The organism is Terrabacter sp. Root181, assembly GCF_001428505.1.
Taxonomy (GTDB): domain Bacteria; phylum Actinomycetota; class Actinomycetes; order Actinomycetales; family Dermatophilaceae; genus Terrabacter.
In genome coordinates this window covers 124,895-145,592 of sequence record NZ_LMHU01000006.1, presented here as the reverse complement: position 1 = coordinate 145,592, position 20,698 = coordinate 124,895, and the positions used below count along the sequence as shown (strand labels likewise).

The window sequence follows — 20,698 nt, the reverse complement described above, 5'->3', positions numbered from 1 at the left end:
GACTTCTGCCCTTGTGACACCTCGCTGGTGTCTTACCCTCACAGACGCTTGAACGAGCGGAACGGTTGACTTGTTCCCCGCGTGGCGGCGAATTGTAGGCGTTTCTCAGATCACAGCGGGAACCGGGTTGCCCGCCTGCTCGATGCCCTCACGCATCCGCACGCGTGAGAGGAGCACCCCCCCGATGGCGAAGAAGACGATGAGCGCGATGATCGCCCAGCGGTAGCTGAGGGTGAACTGGTAGACGAGACCGAAGATGAGCGTCCCGAACCAGCTCGTCCCCCGCTCCATGGCCTGGTAGAGGCTGAAGTACTCCGCCTCGCGGCCGCGGGGGATGAGCTGGCTGTAGAGCGAGCGCGAGAGGGCCTGGGTGCCTCCGAGCACGAGGCCGATGAGCAGCGCGAGGGCGAGGAAGATGACGAGCGACTTCGACGGGACGAGGAAGGCGAAGACGACGACGACCGTCCAGAGGCCGATGCCGTAGAGGACCGTGCGCCAGGCCCCTCTCGAGGCCGCCACCCGGCCGGCGAGCCGGGCACCGAAGAAGGCGACGAACTGCACGAAGAGGAAGACGCCGAGCACCGTCGTCTCGGAGAACCCGAGCTCCTTGGACCCGTAGACGCTCGAGCTGCCGATGACCGTCTGGATGCCGTCGTTGAAGAAGAGGTAGGCGACGAGGAACACCTTGGTCTGCGGGTAGTTCGCGAGGTCGCGGAACGTGCTCCGCAGCTGCGCGATGCTCCCGCCGACGACTCCGGCCGACCGCTCGACGGGGGTCTCCACCGTGCCGGTCAGGTGGCGCAGGCCGAGGTACGGGATGATCGTGAAGCCGGCCCACCAGAGGCCCGCGGACAGGATGCTGATGCGCGTCGACAGGGACCGGTCGAGCCCGAGGTCCTCGTGGAAGAAGTCGAGGGCGAAGTTGAGCGCCAGCAGGATGCCGCCGCCGAGGTAGCCGAACGCCCAGCCCTTCGAGGAGACGCGGTCGCGCTCGTTCTCGTTGGCGATGCGACACAGGATCGAGTCGTAGATCACGAGCGAGGAGCCGAGACAGATCCCGGCGACGACGACGAGCACGGCGCCGAGCTGCCAGTTCGTGCCGGCGACGAAGAACATGAGGCTCGCGGCGAGGGCGCCGGCCCACGCGAACCCGCCGAAGAGGCGGGTCGGGCGTGGGCTGCGGTCGGCGATGGCGCCGATGAAGATGAGCACGATCGCCGACAGGATCGTCGTGAAGGTCACGGTGAAGAACCACAGGGACCCCGGCGCGACCGGGATCCCGAGCACCGAGAGGTTCGTCGTGCAGTCCTGGCCGTCGGGCAGGCCCGGACACGCGGCCTGCTCCGCGACGGAGGTGAGGTAGGGGCTCATGAGCACCGTGGCGGTGGTGGTGACGTAGGCCGAGTTGGCCCAGTCGTACCAGTACCAGGCCCGCTGCTCCCGGGTCTCCGGTCGAGCGGCGTTGACGACGACGTGCGACATGCGAGGACTGTCCCACACGGCGGCAGCGGACGGTGGGGGAGCGGTCCCAACACGCCGCGCTCGTGGTCAGCGGACGGCATACGCCCTCTCAGTGCGCGCCGGGGGGACGTGTCAGGAGCTCATCAGTGGGAGCCACGTCTTGCCCAGGTGCGTTGATCGGGCGGCCCACGCACCTGGAGGGTTTCGCCGGCCTCGCTGTCGTTCTGGGGCCGCTCAGTCGGCCACGCCGGGGGAGCCGCCGTCGGGAAGGCCGGGCCGCGGCCGGTCCGGGGTGGGGGAGGGGAGGGGGTGCTCCGGAGCCTGGGGCGTCGTCGTCAGGAACTCCCATGCCAGACCGTGGGCGAGCACGACGATGCAGACGAGCGCGAGGGCCGCCGCCTGCAGACCACTGAGCCCGACGGCACCGGCCACCTCGGGCGCGACGCCGAGCACGACGATGACGCCGTAGAGCACGACCACGAGCCACCGGTGACGGCGGAACGGTCCGCGGACGCCGAGGGCGGTCTCGCGTTCGGCGCGGATGAGGCGGAGCGTCGACCACGCGCCGACGAGGGCGACGAAGCCGAACGTCGATCGCCAGAGCCAGGGCTCGCCCGGGTCGACCTGCGCGAAGAGGCCCATGACGCCGGGGAGCAGGAACGTCAGGTAGACGCCCCCCACGAGGCGACGGGTCTCGTCGGTGACGAGCAGGTCGCGGCGACGGTCCAGGGCCGACCACCAGAGCCCGACGAGCGTGAAGCAGGTGGCCGACACGACGGCATAGAACGTGGAGAGGTCCATGCGGCTTCCTTTCGCTGACGAGATCGTCCCATCACCGACGGGCCGCCCGCTCTGGTTTAGCCCTAAAGTATTGGGGTGGAGAGCACCGCGGGGGACCAGGTCGGGCGGATCATCGAGGCGTGGCGACGGGAGAGGCCCGACGTCGACGTGTCGTCGATCGGCATCGTCACGCCGATCTGGCGGCTCGGCTCGATCATCACGGACCACCGGGCCCGCGTCCTGGCGGCGCACGGCCTGGAGCAGAGCCACCTCGACGTCCTGGCGACACTCAGGCGCACTGGTGCGCCGTACCGCCTGACCGCCGGTGAGCTGTCCCGGCACTGCCGGGTGACGGCCGGCGCCACGACCCAGCGGGTCCAGGCCATGGAGGCGCTCGGCTTCGTCGAGCGCGTCCGCGAGGAGCCGGACCGGCGCACCGTGCACGTGCAGCTGACCCCGGAGGGGCTGGCCCGGCTCGACGGGATCTTCGCCGACGTCATGGCCGGTGACGAGTCGCTCCTGGCCGGCCTGGCGCCGAGGCAGCGCACGGCCCTCGAAGAGCTGCTGCGCGCGTGGCTCGACGGACTGGAGCGCGGCCCGGCGGTCCCGGGTCAGGACGACGTCACCCGCTCGTGAGGACCACGAGCTCCTGCGTCGCCCGGGTCATCGCGACGTAGCGGTCGACCGCCCCCTCGATGCCGTGACCGAAGTCCTCGGGGCCGACGAGGACGACGAGGTCGAACTCGAGCCCCTTCGACAGGACGGGCGAGAGCGACCTCACGCGCGAGGTCTCCTCGAAGGTGGGATCCCCGATGACACAGGCGGTTCCGTCGGCGTGCGCGGCGAGCCACGTCTCGACGACGGACGCGAGGTCAGCGGTCGAGCCGTGCCGGACGGGCACCCCGCTCTCGCGGATGGACGTGGGGACGTTGGCGTCGGGCAGCGCGGCCCGGATGACCGGCTCGGCCTCGAGCATGACCTCCTCCGGAGTGCGGTAGTTGATGCCGAGGGAGGCCAGGGCGACCCGGTCGAGGCCGACGCGCGCGAGCCGCTCCTGCCACGACTCGGTGAACCCGTGCCGGGCCTGGGCCCGGTCTCCGACGATGGTCAGGCTGCGTGACGGGCACCGGCCCAGCAGCATCTGCCACTCCGCGTCGGTCAGCTCCTGGGCCTCGTCCACGACCACGTGGGCGAACGGCCCGGCCAGCAGGTCGGGATCGGCCACCGGCCCCGGGTCGTCGTCGAGCGCACCCCTGAGGTCCTCACCGCGCAGCATCGACATGACGTGCATGTCGGAGTCGTCCGACGCGATGAGGTGCTCGACGACCTTGGCCCGCTCCTCGCGCTCCGCGGCGAGCTCGGCATCCCGCCGGTGGCGTCGTCGCTCGGCCTCCGGGTCGCCGAGACGCAGCCGGGCCGCGTCGAGGAGGGGCAGGTCCGACACCGTCCAGGCGGTGGGCTCGGGCCGCTGGAGCCGACGGACCTCGTCGACGGTCAGTGCCGGGGCACAGCGTCTGAGGTAGGCCGGGACCGTCCACAGGTCGCCCACGAGGTCCTCGGCGTCGAGCAGCGGCCAGGTCCGGTCGAAGGCCGTACGGAGCTCGCGGTTCTGCTCGAGCGAGCGGCGGACCATCGCCGGGGTGGCGTCGGGCTCCACGTCGGCGCCGTCGTCGTCGACCCTGCCCTCGAGGTCGTGGCGCTCGACGAGGATGGCGACGAGCGCCTCCCAGACGTCGTCGCGCGCCTCGTTGTGCGGGGTGCCCAGACCGGCCGTGCAGGCCTCGGCCCAGTCGGCGGGGGAGAGCCACACGTCCGCCCACGGCGTCACGACCTCCATCCCTCGGGTCGGGGGCTCCTCGTAGAGCGCCACTGCCGGCTCGATGGCGCGGGCGAGATCCATCGAGGCCTTGAGCCGTGCCACCTCCGGGTCGGTCTCGGGTGCCGCGGTGGCGCCTTCGGCGACGAGGTCGAGCAGCGTGCACGTCTGAACGCCCTCCTCGCCGAGGCTCGGCAGCACGTCGGAGACGTAGGAGAGGTAGGGCTCGTGCGGACCGACGAAGAGCACGCCGCCCCGTCGGTGGCCCAGCCGCGGGTCGGAGTAGAGCAGGTATGCCGTCCGGTGCAGTGCGACGACCGTCTTGCCCGTGCCGGGACCTCCGTCGACGACGAGGGCGCCGCGGGACCCGGCGCGGATGATGGCGTCCTGGTCCGCCTGGATGGTGCTGAGCACGTCACGCATCCGGGGCGAGCGGCTCGCGCCGAGCGAGGCGACGAAGGCGGACTCGTCGTCGAGCGCCACGCGTCCGTCGAGGGCGTCGACCGTGAACACCTCGTCCCAGTAGTCGGTGACCCGGCCGCGCGTCCAGCGGTAGCGGCGGCGGCTGGCGAGCCCCATCGGGTTGCCGTGGGTGGCGCCGAAGAACGGCTCGGCGGCAGGGGAGCGCCAGTCGACGAGCAGCCGTCGTCCCGTGCTGTCCGTGAGCCCCAGGCGACCGACGTAGAGGGGTTGGGAATCGTTCTCAGGAACCATGTGGCCGAGGCACAGGTCGAGGCCGTAGCGGCGCAGGGCTCGCAGGCGGGCGCTCAGCCGGTGGACCTCCTGGTCGCGGTCGAGTGCTGCCTGACCGGCGCCGGCGGGCGCGCGGCGCGCGGCGTCGAGCCGGTCGGACAGCTCGGCGACCGTCGCCTCGAGGGTTTCGGCGATGGCGGCGAAGTGGGCGTCGTCGTGGGCGATGAGGGCCGGGTCGGCCTTGGGTGTCAGGTGGTCGCGAAGGTCGAAGGCGCTGGTCGTCAGCGGGTTCACGCGGTGGGCTCCGTCCCGAGGTTTCTGGTGTCGGCCAGCGATTCTCGGTCACGACCGGGGTCTTGCCGCAAGACCCCGGGTGCGCTATACGTTGGAAGTGGAAGGAAGCGCGCGCTTCCTTCCTTTTTCGTGCACGGGCTTCCTCGGCGTTGCCCGGGTCGACCGGGCACCTCCGCCTCTCTCGTGCCCACCTGCATAACGCCGATAATCGACATTATGTCACTTTGACGTCGACCGGCCCTCCCACGCCGCGTTCTACCCCTGGTCCTAGAGGCGCGCTGCGAGCCGTAGCCTTGCTCGTGATGCAGTGCGACTACTTCGACGCCGGCCGCTGCCGCTCGTGTGCCCTCATGGGCGTGCCGTATGCCGTCCAGCTCGCCGACAAGGACGACCGCTGTCGGCGCACCCTGACGACCGTCGCCCCGGACGTCAGCTGGCTCGAACCATTCCCCAGTGTCGAGTCGGCCTTCCGCAACAAGGCCAAGCTCGTCGTCGGTGGCGACACCGGCGCCGTGACCGTCGGGATCCTCGACGCCGAGGCGCGCGGCGTCGACCTGCGCGGCTGCGGCCTGTACGAGCCGCCGCTGCAGCGGCTCATCCCGCGCCTCGCCGGGGTCGTCGACGAGATCGGTCTCGAGCCGTACGACGTCGCCGCCCGCCGCGGAGAGCTGAAGCACCTCATCGTGACCCTCTCCCCCACCGGCGAGGTCATGCTCCGTCTCGTCCTGCGCTCGCGCCGTCACCTGGCCCTGCTGGAGTCGCGACTGGTCGCGCTGCAGGCACGGCTGCCCGAGGTGTCGGTCGTCACGGTGAACCTCCAGCCCGAGCACAAGGCCGTCCTCGAGGGTGACACGGAGATCGTCCTCACGGATCGAAACGACCTCGCCATGCCGTTCGGTGACATCACCCTCTTCCTGCGCCCCAACAGCTTCTTCCAGACCAACACGGCCGTGGCTGCCGGGCTCTACCGCCAGGCACAGGACTGGACCCGTGCGATCGAGCCGGCGATGGTGCTCGACCTCTACTGCGGCGTGGGTGGCTTCGCGCTCCACTGTGCGCAGGCCGGGGCGCTCGTGGTCCTGGGCGTCGAGGTCTCCCTCGAGGCAGTACGCAGTGCGGAGACCAGTGCGTCTCGGCTGCGCCTCGACCACCCCGACGTCGGCCGGATGGAGTTCCGGGCCGGTGACGCCACCGATGTCGGCACGCTCGACCGTGGGCTGCTGGGGTCCGAGCGCTCGATGGTCGTCGTCAACCCGCCCCGGCGCGGGATCGGCCCCGACCTGGCGGCCTGGCTCGAGGGATCCGGCGCCACACACGTCACCTACTCGAGCTGCAATGTCGACAGCCTCGCCCGCGACCTCGCGATGCTGCCTTCGTACCGCGCCCGCGAGGCGCGCCTCTTCGACATGTTCCCGCAGACGTCCCACCACGAGGTCATCGTCCTGCTTGAGCGCGAAACGCATTCCGCCTCAACGCAATCCAGATCAGCAGCCCGCCAGCCATGACCCTCGAGATGGACACGCCCTGGATCGCGCCCGACGTGGAGAGACCGGGCGGTTCCCTCGTGGCGCCCGAGGTGGAGATGCTGCCAGAGATGCTTGCCTGGCACCGCGCGACGCTGCTGTCCAAGTGCTCCGGGCTCACGGGCCAGCAGCTCGCCGAGCGGTCGGTGGCCCCTTCGGGTCTGAGCCTGCTCGGCCTGCTGCGTCATCTGCGCAAGGTCGAGCGGATCTGGCTGCGCCAGAGGGTGGCCCGCGAGGACGTCGAGGCACTGCACGGCTTCGGGAGCGGTCGCGACCTCGACTTCGACGAGCTGGACCCCGCATCGGCCCGGGCCGACTACGAGGCGCTTCTCGAGGAGTGGGCCCACGCCGACCGTGCGGTCGCGGGCCGGGGTCTCGACGACGTCTTCGAGGCCGGCGGCGACCCCTTCTCGCTGCGCTTCGTCTATCTCCACCTCATCGGCGAGTACGCCAGGCACAACGGCCACGCAGACCTCGTGCGCGAGCACCTGGACGGTGCCACCGGTGCCTGACCCGACCCGGCCAGCCCCGGACGGAGCCCGGCTGGCGAGGATCCAGCGGCGCTTCGGCGAGTTCGCCACGGAGTATGCCGCCCTCCCGCTGTACTCGACCATCTGCCGACACGTCGCGCTCGACGCCGAGACCGCCTCGCTGCTGCTCGCGGCCAGGCCGGGACAGGCCCGACCGGTGCTCTGGCTGGCGGCACTCCACGACCTTGTCCTGCGCAACCCGGATCTGCCTGCGGCACAGTGGTACCCAAGCGTCTCCGGGGCTTCGTCCGGGTCGGCGGGTGACCCGTGGTTGGACGTCCGACGGACAGTGCTCGACCATGCCGACGAGCTCCGCCACCTCATCGCGACGCACGGGACCCAGACGAACGAGGTGAACCGCGCCGTCTACGTCGCCGTGGGGCTGGCCGCGGCGACGGCCGACTGCAGCGCCGTCCCAGTGGCCCTCGTCGAGATCGGTGCGAGCGCCGGCCTGCTGCTCGGCGTCGACCGGTACGCCGTCGCGCTGACCTCGCCCGGCAGGACTGACCGCCTGGGCGACGAGGCCTCCACGGTCCGGTGCTCGGGTGAGGACCGGACCGGTGTCGGGGCACGGCTCGCCGCCGGTGCTGGGCTCCCGGCAGTGCGCGGGCGCGTCGGCTTGGATCTCGACCCCGTCGACCTCACCTCCGTCGACGAGGTGCGCTGGCTCGAGGCGTGCCTGTGGCCGGAGGTGCCCGGCCGTGTCGAGCGCTTCCGGGCGGCCTGCGACCTGCTCCGAGACGATCCGCCCACGGTGCTCCGAGGTGACATGGTCGACGACCTGGCCCACACCGTGCGGTTCGCCCGCACCAGGGCCGGCCGCGATGCCCACGTCGTGGTCCTGAGCTCGTGGGCGATGACCTACCTCGCCCCCACGCGCCGTCTCGAGCTCGCCGCGACCCTCGACGCGCTGGCCGGTGACGTCTCTCGCCTGTCCTGGCTCACGGCCGAACCGCCCGGGTGCGTCCCCGGACTCCAGGAGCCCACCGTCGACGTCGAGGGAGACACCGTGCTGGGTCTGCAGCGCTGGCGCGACGGTCGTGCCCTGGCCCCCGCCGTTCTCGGGACCTGCCACCCGCACGGCACCTGGATCGACCTGTTGCCGGCGCTGCCCCACGTGTGATTCACACCCCTGCGCGCCTCCCTGGCGGTCGCGGGATGTTCCGCAGCCCCCAGATTTCGCCATCCGCTGACGGCTGCCCGATCGACGCCCTACCCTCAGCCCAGAGGCGTTGCTGGGGGGCAATTCCGTTGGTGCATAAGCAAATCGCCGATGCACGGCATTTCGCCCATAGCGGGCATGGGGAGGATCGGCCACCATGAAACTTCGACGACGCAGCATTCTCGCTGCCCTGGCGACACTCACACTTCTCGTGCCTGGCGCGGCCGCCGTCGCGCAGGCCGCAGCGCCGGCGACGGCCGTCCCGAGCGTGGCGGCCGCGGCGCCGGTGCCGCCGACGACCCTGCCCCTCGTGTCGGTCGCCCTGACCGACCCTGACCCGACGAAGAACACGCTCGACTATCTCCACGCGTCCAAGGACAACTCCGTCAAGGCCACCGTCAACCTCGTGGACCCGTCCGACTCCGCCCACGACATCGTCGACGCGAGCGCGACGATCAAGGGTCGCGGCAACCACACGTGGACCCTCGACAAGCGCCCGTACCAGATCAAGTTCACGACCGCCGTCGGCCCTCTGGGCATGGCGACGAGTCGTACGTGGGTGCTCCTGGCCAACCACCAGGATCCCTCGCTGCTGCGCAACAAGATCTCCTACGACCTCGCGAACGCGTTCGGGCTGCAGTACTCACCGGAGTCGCGGTTCGTCGACCTCAGCATCAACGGTGAGTACCTCGGCAACTACCTGCTCGTCGAGAAGACCGAGGTCGGCGCCAACCGTGTCGCGCTCACCGACGACCACGGGGTGATGCTGGAGCTCGACTACATCCACGGGACCGAGGAGCCCCACTACTTCCTCACCGACCGGACCAAGACCCTGTTCGTCCTCAAGGACGCCACGCTCGGCGTGGCCGACGTCCTCGACCCGATCGTGGCGGTCGCCTACGAGGAGATCAAGGCCGACGTCAACGCCCTGGAGACCCAGCTCTACGCACCGACGCCCGACTGGCAGAAGATCAGCTCTCTCATCGACGTGGACTCGTTCGTCAAGTACTACTTCATCCACGAGCTGACCGAGAACTACGACTTCGACCGGTCGAGCGTCTACTTCTACAAGGACGGCCCGAACGACAAGCTGCACGCCGGTCCGGTCTGGGACATGGACGTCGCGATGGGCAACTTCTCGGCGCGCGAGTGGGGCGGCGACCCCACGGCGGAGTACGTCAAGTCGACGACGTACATCCGCGCGGGGCGGCACAACTGGTTCGAGACGCTCATGCGCAACAAGCAGTTCGTGGCCCTCGCCAACCAGATGTACGTCTCCACCTTCGCCGGCCACATCGACACGACACTGGCCGAGATCGACACGCTCAAGACGCAGATCGACGCGTCCGCACGCCTCAACTTCCTGAAGTGGGACGGCAACCTCGGCTACTCGGCGACCACCTTCGACACGGGTGTCAGGTCGTTCAAGAACTGGATGTCGAGCCGCGCCGCCTACCTCCGCCTCGCGTACGGCTCGAGCATGCCCACCCTGACCTTCCCGGCGTACCTCGCCGGCACGGGGTGGCAGCCCGCGGTCTCGTCGGGGATGATCGCCGGCACGACCGGGGAGCTGCGCCGCCTCGAGGCGCTGAGGTTCTCGGTGGCGGGCACGAGCCTGACGGGCGGCGTCCAGGGCAACGGCCACGTGCAGAACCTCGGCTGGATGGGCTGGGGCGCCCCGGGGGCCCTCGTCGGCACCACCGGTCGCTCACTCCGGCTCGAGGCCGTCCAGCTGCGCCTGACCGACCAGCTCGCGTCCCGGTTCGACCTGTCCTACCGCGTCCACGTCCAGAACGTCGGCTGGATGGGCTGGGTCAAGAACGGGGCGACGGCCGGCACGACGGGACGCGCCCTGCGCATCGAGGCCATCCAGGTGCGACTGCTCGCGAAGGCGCCGTCGACGACGTACGCGGCCCACGTGCAGAACATCGGGTGGATGGCTCCAGTGTCCGACGGGGCCGTCAGTGGTACGACGGGCCGCGCGCTCCGTCTCGAGGCGTTGCGGATGTCCACGGCGCGACTCCCCTTCGAGGGCCACGTCGAGTACCGCGCGAACGTCCAGGGCATCGGCTGGATGACCTGGACCACTCCGCCCACCCTGATCGGCACGGTGGGCCAGGCCAGACGCCTGGAAGCGCTGCAGGTGAGGCTGACCGGAGAGCTCGCGAAGCACTACTCCATCCGCTACACGGCGCACGTCCAGGACGTCGGTTGGCAGCCGTGGGTCATGGACGGCGTCACCGCCGGGACGGTGGGCCAAGCCAAGCGGGTCGAGGCGGTCCGGATCCAGATCGTCCCGAGGACGTTCTGAGTGGGCGCGTCCCGGCGCCGACGCGATCGGCGCCGGGACCGCACTCCCACACAGATTGCATAATGTCGATTATGGGCGAATTCGATTGTGCCGCAATGGAATTCGTCAGCGCATCCGACGACCGAGACCGTCGGCGTAGGCGTCCAACGCCCCCAGCACGGCCGGGGCGCGATAGACGCGGTTGCGTCGGTGGCCGGTCGACTCGAGCAGGACGCCGTCCTCGACGAGACGCTGCAGCGCGGCCTGCGCCGTGGGGGGCGACACCCCGAGCTCGCGGACGACGACGCGCGCCGTGACGACCGGCTGACGGAGCAGCAGGTCGAGCATCGACCACGCCGCGGATCCTGCTCTCGCCGTGACCTTCTCGGCCCAGTCGGCCCGCACCTGTCGGAGCGTCCCGACGAGCCGCTCGCCGATGTGGGTGCCGTTGCGCGCGGCCTCTGCGACGCAACGCAGGATCGGCTCGGCCTCTCCCCTGCGATAGGCGGTCAGCGCGTCGAAGTAGTCGTCACGAATGGCGAGCAGGCCGGCGGAGATCGGGACGGTGACCCGGTGGATCGCCCCCGTGTGGAGCAGGACCGAGTGGAGCAGCGCCCGACCGGTGCGACCGTTGCCGTCGGTGAACGGGTGGATGGTCTCGAACTGGGCGTGGGCCAGCGCTGCGTGGGCCAGCGGTGGCAGGTCGTCGCGGTCCATGAAGGCGATGAGGTCGGCCATCAGCGCCGGCACGTCGGACGCCACCGGCGGGACGTAGTGCGCCTCCCCCGGGTGCAGCGGCGACCCTCCGACCCAGACCTGCTGCTCGCGCCAGCGACCCGCCGGGTGCTGGGTCTGCTGGGCCATGAGGGCCCGGTGCATCGCGAGCACGGCGTCCTCGTCCAGGCGACCGGCGAGGTCGAGGGCGGCCTGCATGGTGCGGACGTTGCCGAGGATGACGGCGGCGTTGGCGCGGTTGCCCTCGCCGATCTCCGCCTCGGCGAGCGCACGCGCGGACGACGTGAGGTTCTCGATCTGTGAGCTGGCCGCGCTCTCGGACCGCAGCAGCACCGACGCGAACGGTGCGATCTCCCCCGCTCCCCCGGCGTCGAACGTCGCGAGCAGCCGGGTGGCCTCGTCCAGGTCTGCCGCGAGGTCGCCGGGCAGCACGAGCTCGGCGCCGGCGATCGTGGGCACGACGGCGGCCTCGAACGTGGCAGGGGTCGACCGCAGGGCGCGACGCGACAGGTCGAGCAGTCCCTCGATCGGCTGCCACGGGATCGTCGTCGAACCGAGCGCGGGCCAGGTCGTTGCCATGCTGGTGACACCTCCTTGGTTAAGGATATCGCACAACCCTTACCAAGGACGCCCGACGGTCAGGCGTGCAGGACCTCGACCGGAGCCTCGACCACCCACCACGCGGCATACGGGCTCAGTGCCGCGAGCCCATCCGCTCCACCGAAGACGGGGTAGCCGCCGAGCGCGTCGAACGGGTGCGCGATGCCGACGTCGGCGAAGTGGCGGACGTCGACCGTCTGCCAGGACGCGGTGACGTTGTAGACGCAGACCATCGAGCCGCTCGGGTGCGTGCGGACGACGGCCAGCACGCCGTCGTCGGTCTCGAGGAGCACCCTCGTCTGCGCCGAGGCGTGCAGCTGCGGCAGCCCGGCGCGCACCCCGGCCAGGTGGTGCAAGCCCTGGAAGACCTTCCCCGACACGGTGTCGAGGTCGTCGCGCCGGGCGGCGACGGTCCAGTCGAGCCGCTCCCGGTGGGCCCAGCGGTTGTCGTCCTCGTGACCGGGCTCGCGCGCCCAGCCCGGGTCGTTCGGCATGCCCAGCTCGTCGCCGCTCCACACGACCGGGATGCCTCCCCAGCCGGCGACGACCGCGTGGGCGAGGAAGAGCCGCGCGAGGCCCTGACCGACGCCCTCGCCGTCACCGCGGGCCTCCGCGTCGGCCAGGCCGGTGAGCGAGGCCGCTGTGCCGCTGATGCGCTTGTCTCCGGTCGCCGGGTTGTGCTGGAAGACGAGTCCGTGCGCCCACGAGCCGGGGTGGTCACCGGAGTACCAGTTCGAGAGGAACCGGCGGTGGGCGTAGCCGTCGAGTCCCGCGGCCGCCGCGTCGCCGTCGTCGATGGCCCAGCCGATGTCGTCGTGGCAGCGGACGTAGCAGATCCACGTGCCACTGGGGGGCGTCGTCGGGAGCGCCGACAGGGCCTGCTTGGTGAGCCCCGTGCTCCCCGTCGCGAGCATGGACCACACCTGCACCATGAGGGTGTTGTGGTACGCGAGATCGCTGACCCGGCCGGCGTGCTCGCCCTGTCCGAGGTACTGCACGAGGTCCCGGGGGCCGACGATCGCCTCGGCCTTGAACGCGAGCGCGGGGCACGCGATGCGCGCGACGGTACGCAGCGCCTGGGTGACCGCGTGCACCTCCGGCTGGTTCTGGCAGTTGGTCCCGAGCCGTTTCCACGTGAAGGCGATCGCGTCGAGCCGCAGCACCTCGACGCCGAGGTTGGCGAGGTGCAGCACGATGTCGGCGTACTCGACGAGGACGTCGGGGTTGGCCCAGTTGACGTCCCACTGCCACTCGTTGAAGGTCGTCCACGCCCAGCCGCGGAGCTCGTCGTCCCACGTGAAGTTGCCGGGCGCGAAGTCGGGGAAGACCTCGGGGAGGGTGCGCTCGTAGGCGTCCGGCATGACCCGGTCGGCGTAGACGTGGAAGTAGTCGCGGTAGTGCGGCTCGCCCGCCCGGGCACGTCGTGCCCACTCGTGCTCGCGCGCGACGTGGTTGAGCACGAGGTCGAGCACGAGCGAGATGCCTTGCCCTCGAAGGTCGCTCGCGAGCCGCCGCAGGTCCTCGACGTCGCCGAGGTCGGCCCGGACCGTGCGGTAGTCCTGCACGGCGTAGCCGCCGTCGTTGTCGCCCTCGCGCGGCTGGAGCAGCGGCATGAGGTGCAGGTAGCTGACGCCGAGGTCACGCAGGTAGTCGATACGGCTCCGGAGGCCGTCGAGGTCGCCGGCGAACCGGTCGGTGTAGCACGCGTAGCCGAACATGCCCGGCTGCTGGAGCCAGTCGGGGCGCAGGAGGCGGCGCTGGTCGAGCCGTCGCAGCTCGGGCGAGCGCTGACGGTAGCCCGCGACCGCGCTCTCGACGAGGCGGAGGGCGAGGGCAGACACGTCGCGCTCCGGGTAGAGCACCATGAGCGCCGCGACGAGATCGTCGGACCACCTCTCGAGCCTCAGCTCGAGCGTCTCGCGGTCGTGGTCGTCGAGCCCCGCGAGCAGCGAGGTCACCGACTCCGTCGTCGGTCGGACGTCGTGGGCTGCGTCGTTCATGGCCCGATTGAACAGCAAGGCGCGTCCGGGCGACAGGGGCGTGCCGCAGTCAGCAGGGGCGGTTCACTCGAACGGGCTCGGGTCGCCCGCCCCGACCCGGGTCACGACGGGGTAGCCGTCGGAGTAGTCGACGACGGTCGTCGGCTCCAGGCCGCACTCCCCCGAGTCGATGACGGCGTCGATGACGTGGTCGAGGCGGTCCTTGATCTCCCAGCCCTCGGTCATCGGCTCGTCGTCGTCGGGCATGAGCAGGGTGCTCGACAGGATGGGCTCGCCCATCTCCCTGAGCAGCTCGCGGACGACGGGGTGCTCCGGGATGCGCACGCCCACGGTCTTCTTCTTGGCGTGCAGCAGCCGTCGCGGCACCTCCTTCGTCGCGGGCAGGATGAAGGTGTAGGGCCCGGGGGTCACGGCCTTGATGGCCCGGAAGACCGAGTTGTCGAGGTGCACGAACTGGCCGAGCTGGGCGAAGTCCGAGCAGACGAGGGTGAAGTGGTGCTTCTCGTCGAGGTGGCGGATGCGCAGGATGCGCTCCTTGCCCTCCGGGTTGTCGAGGGAGCAGCCGAGGGCGAAGCAGGAGTCGGTGGGATAGGCGATGAGTCCCCCGGACCGCAGGATCTCGACGGCCTGCCCGATCGCCCGCGGCTGGGGGTCCACCGGGTGGACGTCGAAGTACTTCGCCATGGGTCCACCCTGCCATGCTGGGCCCATGACCGAGCAGACGGGTGAGGGCCAGGTCGACGCAGGCGCCGACGGGCACGATCGCATCGAGGTGGTGGACAACCCCGACCGCGGGCGCTTCGAGCTGCACGACGGTGAGCGCGTCATCGGCGTCGCCAGCTATGCCGTCGTCCCGCCCTCGGCACCCGATGGACCCACACGCGTCGTCTTCTTCCACACCGAGGTGAGTCCCGCGTACGAAGGACGCGGCCTCGCCGGGCGCCTGGCCTCGTTCGCGCTCGACGCCACCATCGCGTCCGGCCGGGCGATCGTCGCGCTGTGCCCCTACATCAAGGTGTACCTCCGCCGTCATCCGGAGCCGTATGCGGCCCACGTCCTGCCGCCGAACCGGGACGATGTCGCGGCAGCCGAGCGAGCGGCGGCGGCCGCGGGGTGACCCGCCTGCAGGTCGTCGTCGTGGGCGGCGGCATCGTCGGGGCCGCTGTGGCCCGTCGGCTCACGCTCTCGAGCCCACGCCCCGAGGTGACGCTCGTCGAGAAGGAGGCGTCGCCGGGCCTGCACCAGACGTCGCGCAACAGCGGCGTCGTGCACGCCGGCCTCTACTACGCGCCCGGCTCGGCCAAGGCCACGCTGTCGCGCGAGGGAGTCCGACGCCTGCGCCGATACTGCCGGGAGCGAGGGCTCCCCTACGACGAGGTGGGCAAGCTCGTCATCGCGCTCGACGCCGCCGAGGAGGGGCGTCTGCGCGACATCCAGGCGCGCGCGCAGGCCAACGGCGTGCCGCGTCTGCGGTGGCTCGGCGCCGACGCGCTCCGCGAGGTCGAGCCGTATGCCGTGGGGCGCGCGGCGCTGCACTCCCCCACGACGGCGATCACCGACTTCGCTCTCGTGGCTGCTGCCATGCTCGCTGACGCGCAGGCCCGGGGTGCCGGGGTCCTCACCGGCTTCGAGGTCGTCGGTCTCGACCACCGTGGCGGCGAGGTCGAGGTCCGGGCCGCCGACGGTCGTGCACTCCAGGCCGACCGTGTCGTCATCGCGGGTGGCCTGCAGGCCGACCGCCTCGCCACGTTGGCCGGTGACGGCCCGAGCCCGGCGATCGTGCCGTTCCGCGGTGAGTACCACCGGCTGGTGACGTCGGCCCGGCACCTCGTGCGCGGGCTCGTCTACCCCGTCCCCGACCCGCGCTACCCGTTCCTCGGCGTGCACCTCACCAGGCGGGTCGACGGCGGGGTGCTCCTCGGGCCGAACGCCGTGCTCGCGACTGCCCGGGAGGGGTATCGCCGGCGCGACGTCGACCCGGACGTGGTGCGGGCCCTGGTCACCTCCCCGGCGTTCCTGCGGTTCGCCCGGGCCAACCTGCGCACCGGCCTGCACGAGGTCGCCGGGTCGCTCAGCCGGCACGTCTTCGTCGAGCGCGCGCGTCGCTACGTCCCGGCCATCCGGGACGCCGACGTGGAGCCGGCCCCGGCGGGGGTGCGCGCCCAGGCGATGGACCCGGACGGGGCGCTCGTCGAGGACTTCCGGTTCAGCCGCGTCGGCTCCGTGCTGTGCGTCCGCAACGCTCCGTCGCCCGCGGCCACCGCGTCACTGGCCATCGCCGACCTCGTCGTCGACCAGCTGGACCTCGGCTGACGGCGCGTTCGACGCGCCTCGACCCGGCGGGCCGTCACTGCTTGCCGAAGTACGTGCTCGCCTCCATGGCGTCGACGACCGAGTCGCCGCCGTGGGCGTCCTTGGACCACCCGATGACGTCGAGTCCGGCGTCGATGCCGACGACGGCCGGGGCGAACGTGCCGGCCAGACCGGCCCACTTCGAGACCGTGATCTCGGGTCCGCTGGCCGGGTCGAGCGCGATCTGGGTCCCGAGCGCGTTGGGGAGCGGGTCGTCCCCGACGAGGGGCAGGTGGTCGACGAAGGAGCCGAGCGGGTTCTGCAGGGTCGTGAGCATCTCGCCGCGCACGTGGTAGTTGCGGATCTGCCCCGCGGAGTAGCCGTTGCTGTCGCCCAGCGCGCTCGCGGCGAGCACGGTGTTCGGGTGGACCCCGGCGGCGTTGAACGTCACGGCCGGGATGTCGGTGGCCACGGAGGCGGTGCTGGCGAGTCCACCACCGAGGGAGTGCCCGGTGATCACCATGTTCTCGCTGCCGACGGCCCCGGCGAGTCCCTGGGCCAGGGCGATCGCCTGCAGGTGCTGGCCGCTCAAGGCCCCGACGCCCTGTTGGAGGTTGGTGCCCCAGTCGGTCAGCGAGGTGGTGCCGGCGAAGGCGAGGACGTACTGGCCGGAGTCGTTGCGGTAGACGGCCGCGTCGAAGCCGTCGCCGCGGTGGAGCCGGTCCCGGTCGATGCCGAGCTCCTCGAGCGCGGCGGCGTCGAGGGGGGTCCAGCCGTCGACCTCGCTCGGGTCGTAGACGTTGTCGGCGAGGTGGGCCAGCTCGAGGTCGATGTCCTGCGGCGTCTTCCCGCGCGCCTGCTCGCCGAGCGGGGTCGGCTCGGCCACGGCCTCGGCTCCCGCCGAGCCGGAGCCGAGGAGCCCCGGGAACAGACCGGGCAGCCCCGGCAGTGCAGGCGGTTCCGGCAGAGGCGCGCCGTCGCCGCTCGTGCCGCGCTGGGCCCGGGCGTTGTCGGTGAGCCGACGCGACATGCTCTCGAGCGTCGAGCCGAAGGCCACGAGGTCGGCTGACGTGGAGCGCCAGCTCTCCTGGGCCGACCGGGCGTCGTCACCGGCCCACGCCCCGCCGATGACCGCGAGCGCCCTCGCAGCCGTCGAGCGGATGCCCTCGACCTCGGTGGCGCACGCGGTCAGCTCGCGCGCGGCCCGTTCGAGGGCTTCGGGGTCTGCACCCTTGCGGTAGAGCACTGGGCCTCCTGTCGACGGTGCGCCCCACGCTAGGTGTGGCGGTCGGGAGCGTCCATGGGGAGCGCTCCCCGGCGTGCCGGCCATGGTGGGCCGGTCTCAGACCCGGCGACGGAGGACGACGAACCGCCCCGCGAGGCCCGTGGCCAGCACGACGACACCGGCCACGAGCGAACTGGTGGGCACGGCCAGGGCCAGCGCCGTACAACCCGCGAGACCGACCACCGCGAGCGCCCGCGGCCAGCGACGGTGGCGCGCGTCCTGTGTCAGCGCCGACGCGTTGGCCACGGCGTAGTAGGTCAGGACCCCGAAGGAGGAGAAGCCGATGACGCCCCGCAGGTCGACGAGCAGGACGAGCACGCAGACGACGGCGGCGACGACCACCTCCGCGACGTGCGGCACCGCGTAGCGCGGGTGCACGGCAGCGAGGGGTCGCGGCAGGTCCCCTTCGCGGGCCATCGCGAGGGCGGTGCGTCCGACCCCGGCGACGAGCGCCAGCAGGGCCCCGAGCGTCGCAGCGGCGGCCGAGACGACGACGAGCCCCGGCAGCCAGCCGCCGGCGCCGACCGTGTCGGCGGCGTCGCGGACGGGCGCGTTGCTCGCCGCCAGGCCGGACGTGCCGAGGGCACGGACGAGCACGACGGCGGTGACGGCATACAACGGCACGACGACGGCGAAGGCCGTGACGATCGCCCGCGGGATCGTTCGCTCGGGGTCGACGACCTCCTCCCCCAGCGTGGCGATGCGGGCGTAGCCGGCGAAGGCGAAGAAGAGGATCGCGGCGCCCTGCAGCACGCCTGCGGCGCCCACCTGGCCCGAGACGTCGGAGAAGGGGTCCGCGGGGCGTGCACCCCACCCGCCGACCGCGACGAGCACGACGGTGACCGCCGCGAGCACGCCCGCGACGATCACCCGCGTGAGCCGGGCCGTGCGCGTGATCCCCCGGTAGTTGACCGCGGCCAGGACCACGACGGCGAGGACGGCGACCGACTTCTGCCCGCGTTCGGGGACGAGGTAGGCCGCGAACACCAGCGCCATGGCGGCGCAGCTGGCGGTCTTGCCGATGACGAAACCCCATCCTGCGGTGAACCCCCACCACGGACCGAGACGCTCGCGTCCGTAGACGTAGGTGCCGCCGGACGTGGGGTACTGGGCCGCGAGCTGGGCCGACGACGTCGCGTTGCAGAAGGCGACGACGGCGGCCACGGCCAGGGCCAGGAGGAGCCACGAGCCAGCGCTCCGGGCCGCGGGCGCGAAGGCGCTGAACAGCCCGGCACCCACCATCGAACCGACACCGATGACGACCGCGTCGGTGGTGGTCAGGCGCCGGGCGAGCGGCGTCGTCGAAGCCGGTGTGGTCATGCCCCGAGTCTGCCGTGTGCGGACGGCAGGGGGTCCTGTGCTCAGGCGCGCAGGTCGGTCAGCATCGACTCGAACGGCGTGACCTGCTCGAAAGGGTCGACCCGGGCGGCCCTCGGCGCGCCGCTCACGAGGCCCGCGAAGGCCGCGCCGGCACGCTCGATCCGATCGCCGAGCCGGCCGGCGTCGACGCTGCCCCAGTCCTCGCTGGCGGCGAAGACCGCCACCGGGGCCACGAGGGCACCGAGGTGCGCGAAGAGCGGGCGCAGCGCGTGGTCGAGCGCGAGTGAGTGGCGGGCCGTGCCACCGGTCGCGCCGAGCAGCACGGGGGTGTCGCGGAGGGCGTCCATCGGGAGCACGTCGACGAGCATCTTGAACAGGCCGCTGTACGACGCGGCATACACCGGGGTCGCGACGACGACGGCGTCCGCCTCGCTGATCGCGTCGAGCCGCACCTGCAGCTCGGGCGACGCGAAACCGGTGAGGACGTTGTTCGTCAGGTCGTGCGCGACGTCGCGCACGTCGACGACCTCGACGACGACCTCGCGGGGCGCGAGCGCGCGGACCGTGGCCTCGGTGAGGCGGTCGGCGAGCAGTCGCGTCGAGGACGGCTGGGTCACGCCGGCCGTGATGACGGCGAGGTGGAACGCGGTCACTTCGTCACCTCCAGGGTGGGCTCGGTGGTGGGCTCGGTGGTGTCCGCCGCGAGACGGCTCGCGTGGGTCGGGGCGTCGGGCACGTGGGCCGGCTTGAGGGCGGCGAACTCCTGGCGCAGGACGGGTACGACCTCCTCGCCGAGGATGTCGAGCTGCTCGAGCACGGTCTTGAGCGGCAGTCCGGCGTGGTCGAGCAGCCAGAGCTGGCGCTGGTAGTCGCCGGCGTACTCGCGGAAGCCGAGCGTCCGCTCGATGACCTCCTGCGGGCTGCCGACGGTGAGCGGCGTCTGGCTCGTGAACTCCTCGAGCGACGGGCCGTGGCCGTAGACGGGGGCGTTGTCGAAGTACGGACGGAACTCGCGGACGGCGTCCTGGCTGTTCTTGCGCATGAAGACCTGTCCGCCGAGGCCGACGACCGCCTGGTCGGCGCTGCCGTGGCCGTAGTGCTCGAACCGGCGGCGGTAGAGCTGGACCATCTGCCTCGTGTGGCTGGCCGGCCAGAAGATGTGGTTGGAGAAGAAGCCGTCGCCGTAGTACGCCGCCTGCTCGGCGATCTCGGGGCTGCGGATCGAGCCGTGCCAGACGAACGGCGGGATGCCGTCGAGCGGGCGGGGCGTCGAGGTGAAGCCCTGGAGCGGGGTGCGGTACTTCCCCTGCCAGTCGACGACGTCCTCGCGCCACAGGCGGTGGAGCAGGGCGTAGTTCTCGATGGCGAGCGGGATGCCGTCGCGGATGTCCTTGCCGAACCACGGATAGACCGGGCCGGTGTTGCCGCGGCCCATCATGACGTCCATGCGGCCGTCGGAGAGGTGCTGGAGGTAGGCGTAGTCCTGGGCGATGCGCACGGGGTCGTTCGTCGTGATGAGGGTCGTCGAGGTCGAGAGGATGATCCGCTCGGTCTGCGCGGCGATGTTGGCGAGCAGCACCGGCGGGTTGGCCGGCGCGGCGAACGGCGGGTTGTGGTGCTCGCCGGTGGCGAAGACGTCGAGCCCGACCTCCTCGGCCTTCCTGGCGATCGCGACGGTGGCCTTGATCCGCTCGTGCTCGGTCGGCGTGTGCCCCGTGGTGGGGTCCGTCGTGACGTCACCGACGGTGAAGATCCCGAACTGCATGTGTCCCAGCTCCTCCTGTAATTGACTGTTCAATCATATCGAACGTCGGCCCCCGCTCCCCCATTCCCGGCCCCCCCCATTCCCGCTCCTCCCGGGCTCAACCGGGCACCACGGTGTCGTATGCCGTCGAGCCGGGTCGGCGGCACACGAGA

At 71.5% G+C, this 20,698-nt stretch carries 17 protein-coding genes; 7 read left to right on the top strand and 10 right to left on the bottom strand.

Annotated features, from left to right (window positions below):
* Nucleotides 1-105 precede the first annotated feature (105 nt).
* Nucleotides 106-1,482 carry an MFS transporter gene (locus tag ASD90_RS12485; protein ID WP_056756777.1) on the bottom strand — a complete coding sequence of 459 codons (1,377 nt, stop codon included), beginning with the start codon at nt 1,480-1,482 and terminating at the stop codon, nt 106-108.
* Nucleotides 1,483-1,695: 213 nt separating this feature from the next.
* Nucleotides 1,696-2,262: a hypothetical protein gene (locus ASD90_RS12480; protein ID WP_056756774.1), complete on the bottom strand. Its 567-nt coding sequence runs from the start codon at nt 2,260-2,262 to the stop codon at nt 1,696-1,698.
* Between the two features lie 75 nt (nt 2,263-2,337).
* Between ASD90_RS12480 and ASD90_RS12475 the strand changes: the two genes are divergently transcribed.
* Entirely contained in the window at nt 2,338-2,877 is a 540-nt protein-coding gene (locus ASD90_RS12475; RefSeq protein ID WP_056756771.1) for a MarR family winged helix-turn-helix transcriptional regulator, read from the top strand.
* Here the strand turns inward: ASD90_RS12475 and helR are convergent.
* Nucleotides 2,864-5,044 carry an RNA polymerase recycling motor ATPase HelR gene (gene helR, locus ASD90_RS12470; protein ID WP_056756769.1) on the bottom strand — a complete coding sequence of 727 codons (2,181 nt, stop codon included), beginning with the start codon at nt 5,042-5,044 and terminating at the stop codon, nt 2,864-2,866. The genes ASD90_RS12475 and helR overlap by 14 nt on opposite strands.
* Nucleotides 5,045-5,346: 302 nt before the next feature.
* On the opposite strand from helR, the gene ASD90_RS12465 reads away from it, so the two are divergent.
* The 4 genes from ASD90_RS12465 to ASD90_RS12450 all read left to right on the top strand — a co-directional run bounded on the left by ASD90_RS12465 (nt 5,347) and on the right by ASD90_RS12450 (nt 10,570).
* Nucleotides 5,347-6,549, top strand: a complete 1,203-nt coding sequence (locus tag ASD90_RS12465; RefSeq protein ID WP_056757638.1) for a methyltransferase domain-containing protein — start codon at nt 5,347-5,349, stop codon at nt 6,547-6,549.
* A complete protein-coding gene (locus tag ASD90_RS12460; protein ID WP_082588694.1) occupies nt 6,546-7,079 on the top strand; it encodes a DUF664 domain-containing protein in 534 nt (177 codons plus the stop codon). Before ASD90_RS12465 ends, ASD90_RS12460 begins: the two co-directional genes overlap by 4 nt.
* Nucleotides 7,072-8,220: a DUF2332 domain-containing protein gene (locus tag ASD90_RS12455; RefSeq protein WP_056756764.1), complete on the top strand. Its 1,149-nt coding sequence runs from the start codon at nt 7,072-7,074 to the stop codon at nt 8,218-8,220. Before ASD90_RS12460 ends, ASD90_RS12455 begins: the two co-directional genes overlap by 8 nt.
* 250 nt (nt 8,221-8,470) lie before the next feature.
* A complete protein-coding gene (locus tag ASD90_RS12450; protein WP_056756761.1) occupies nt 8,471-10,570 on the top strand; it encodes a CotH kinase family protein in 2,100 nt (699 codons plus the stop codon).
* Nucleotides 10,571-10,675: 105 nt separating this feature from the next.
* Here ASD90_RS12450 and ASD90_RS12445 read toward each other — a convergent pair whose 3' ends face one another.
* The 3 genes from ASD90_RS12445 to ASD90_RS12435 all read right to left on the bottom strand — a co-directional run bounded on the left by ASD90_RS12445 (nt 10,676) and on the right by ASD90_RS12435 (nt 14,568).
* A complete protein-coding gene (locus ASD90_RS12445) occupies nt 10,676-11,863 on the bottom strand; it encodes a Fic family protein (protein WP_056756755.1) in 1,188 nt (395 codons plus the stop codon).
* Nucleotides 11,864-11,922: 59 nt separating this feature from the next.
* Nucleotides 11,923-13,884, bottom strand: a complete 1,962-nt coding sequence (locus ASD90_RS12440; protein WP_056756752.1) for an amylosucrase — start codon at nt 13,882-13,884, stop codon at nt 11,923-11,925.
* Between the two features lie 63 nt (nt 13,885-13,947).
* Entirely contained in the window at nt 13,948-14,568 is a 621-nt protein-coding gene (locus ASD90_RS12435) for an L-threonylcarbamoyladenylate synthase (protein ID WP_056756750.1), read from the bottom strand.
* Nucleotides 14,569-14,593: 25 nt separating this feature from the next.
* Here ASD90_RS12435 and ASD90_RS12430 point away from each other — a divergent pair, with 25 nt between their 5' ends.
* Entirely contained in the window at nt 14,594-15,001 is a 408-nt protein-coding gene (locus tag ASD90_RS12430) for a GNAT family N-acetyltransferase (RefSeq protein WP_056756744.1), read from the top strand.
* On the top strand, nt 14,998-16,197 hold the full coding sequence (lhgO, locus tag ASD90_RS12425; RefSeq protein WP_056756741.1) for an L-2-hydroxyglutarate oxidase: 1,200 nt from the start codon (nt 14,998-15,000) through the stop codon (nt 16,195-16,197). The genes ASD90_RS12430 and lhgO overlap by 4 nt, the downstream gene beginning before the upstream one ends.
* 34 nt (nt 16,198-16,231) lie before the next feature.
* On the opposite strand, the gene ASD90_RS12420 is transcribed toward lhgO, so the two are convergent.
* From ASD90_RS12420 to ASD90_RS12405, 4 genes are all read right to left on the bottom strand, one after another.
* Nucleotides 16,232-17,422 carry a WXG100 family type VII secretion target gene (locus ASD90_RS12420; protein WP_056756737.1) on the bottom strand — a complete coding sequence of 397 codons (1,191 nt, stop codon included), beginning with the start codon at nt 17,420-17,422 and terminating at the stop codon, nt 16,232-16,234.
* Nucleotides 17,423-17,518: 96 nt separating this feature from the next.
* On the bottom strand, nt 17,519-18,781 hold the full coding sequence (locus ASD90_RS12415) for an APC family permease (RefSeq protein WP_056756734.1): 1,263 nt from the start codon (nt 18,779-18,781) through the stop codon (nt 17,519-17,521).
* Between the two features lie 41 nt (nt 18,782-18,822).
* Nucleotides 18,823-19,434 carry a CE1759 family FMN reductase gene (locus tag ASD90_RS12410; protein WP_056756731.1) on the bottom strand — a complete coding sequence of 204 codons (612 nt, stop codon included), beginning with the start codon at nt 19,432-19,434 and terminating at the stop codon, nt 18,823-18,825.
* A complete protein-coding gene (locus tag ASD90_RS12405; RefSeq protein ID WP_056756728.1) occupies nt 19,431-20,546 on the bottom strand; it encodes an LLM class flavin-dependent oxidoreductase in 1,116 nt (371 codons plus the stop codon). The genes ASD90_RS12410 and ASD90_RS12405 overlap by 4 nt, the downstream gene beginning before the upstream one ends.
* Nucleotides 20,547-20,698: the final 152 nt, after the last annotated feature.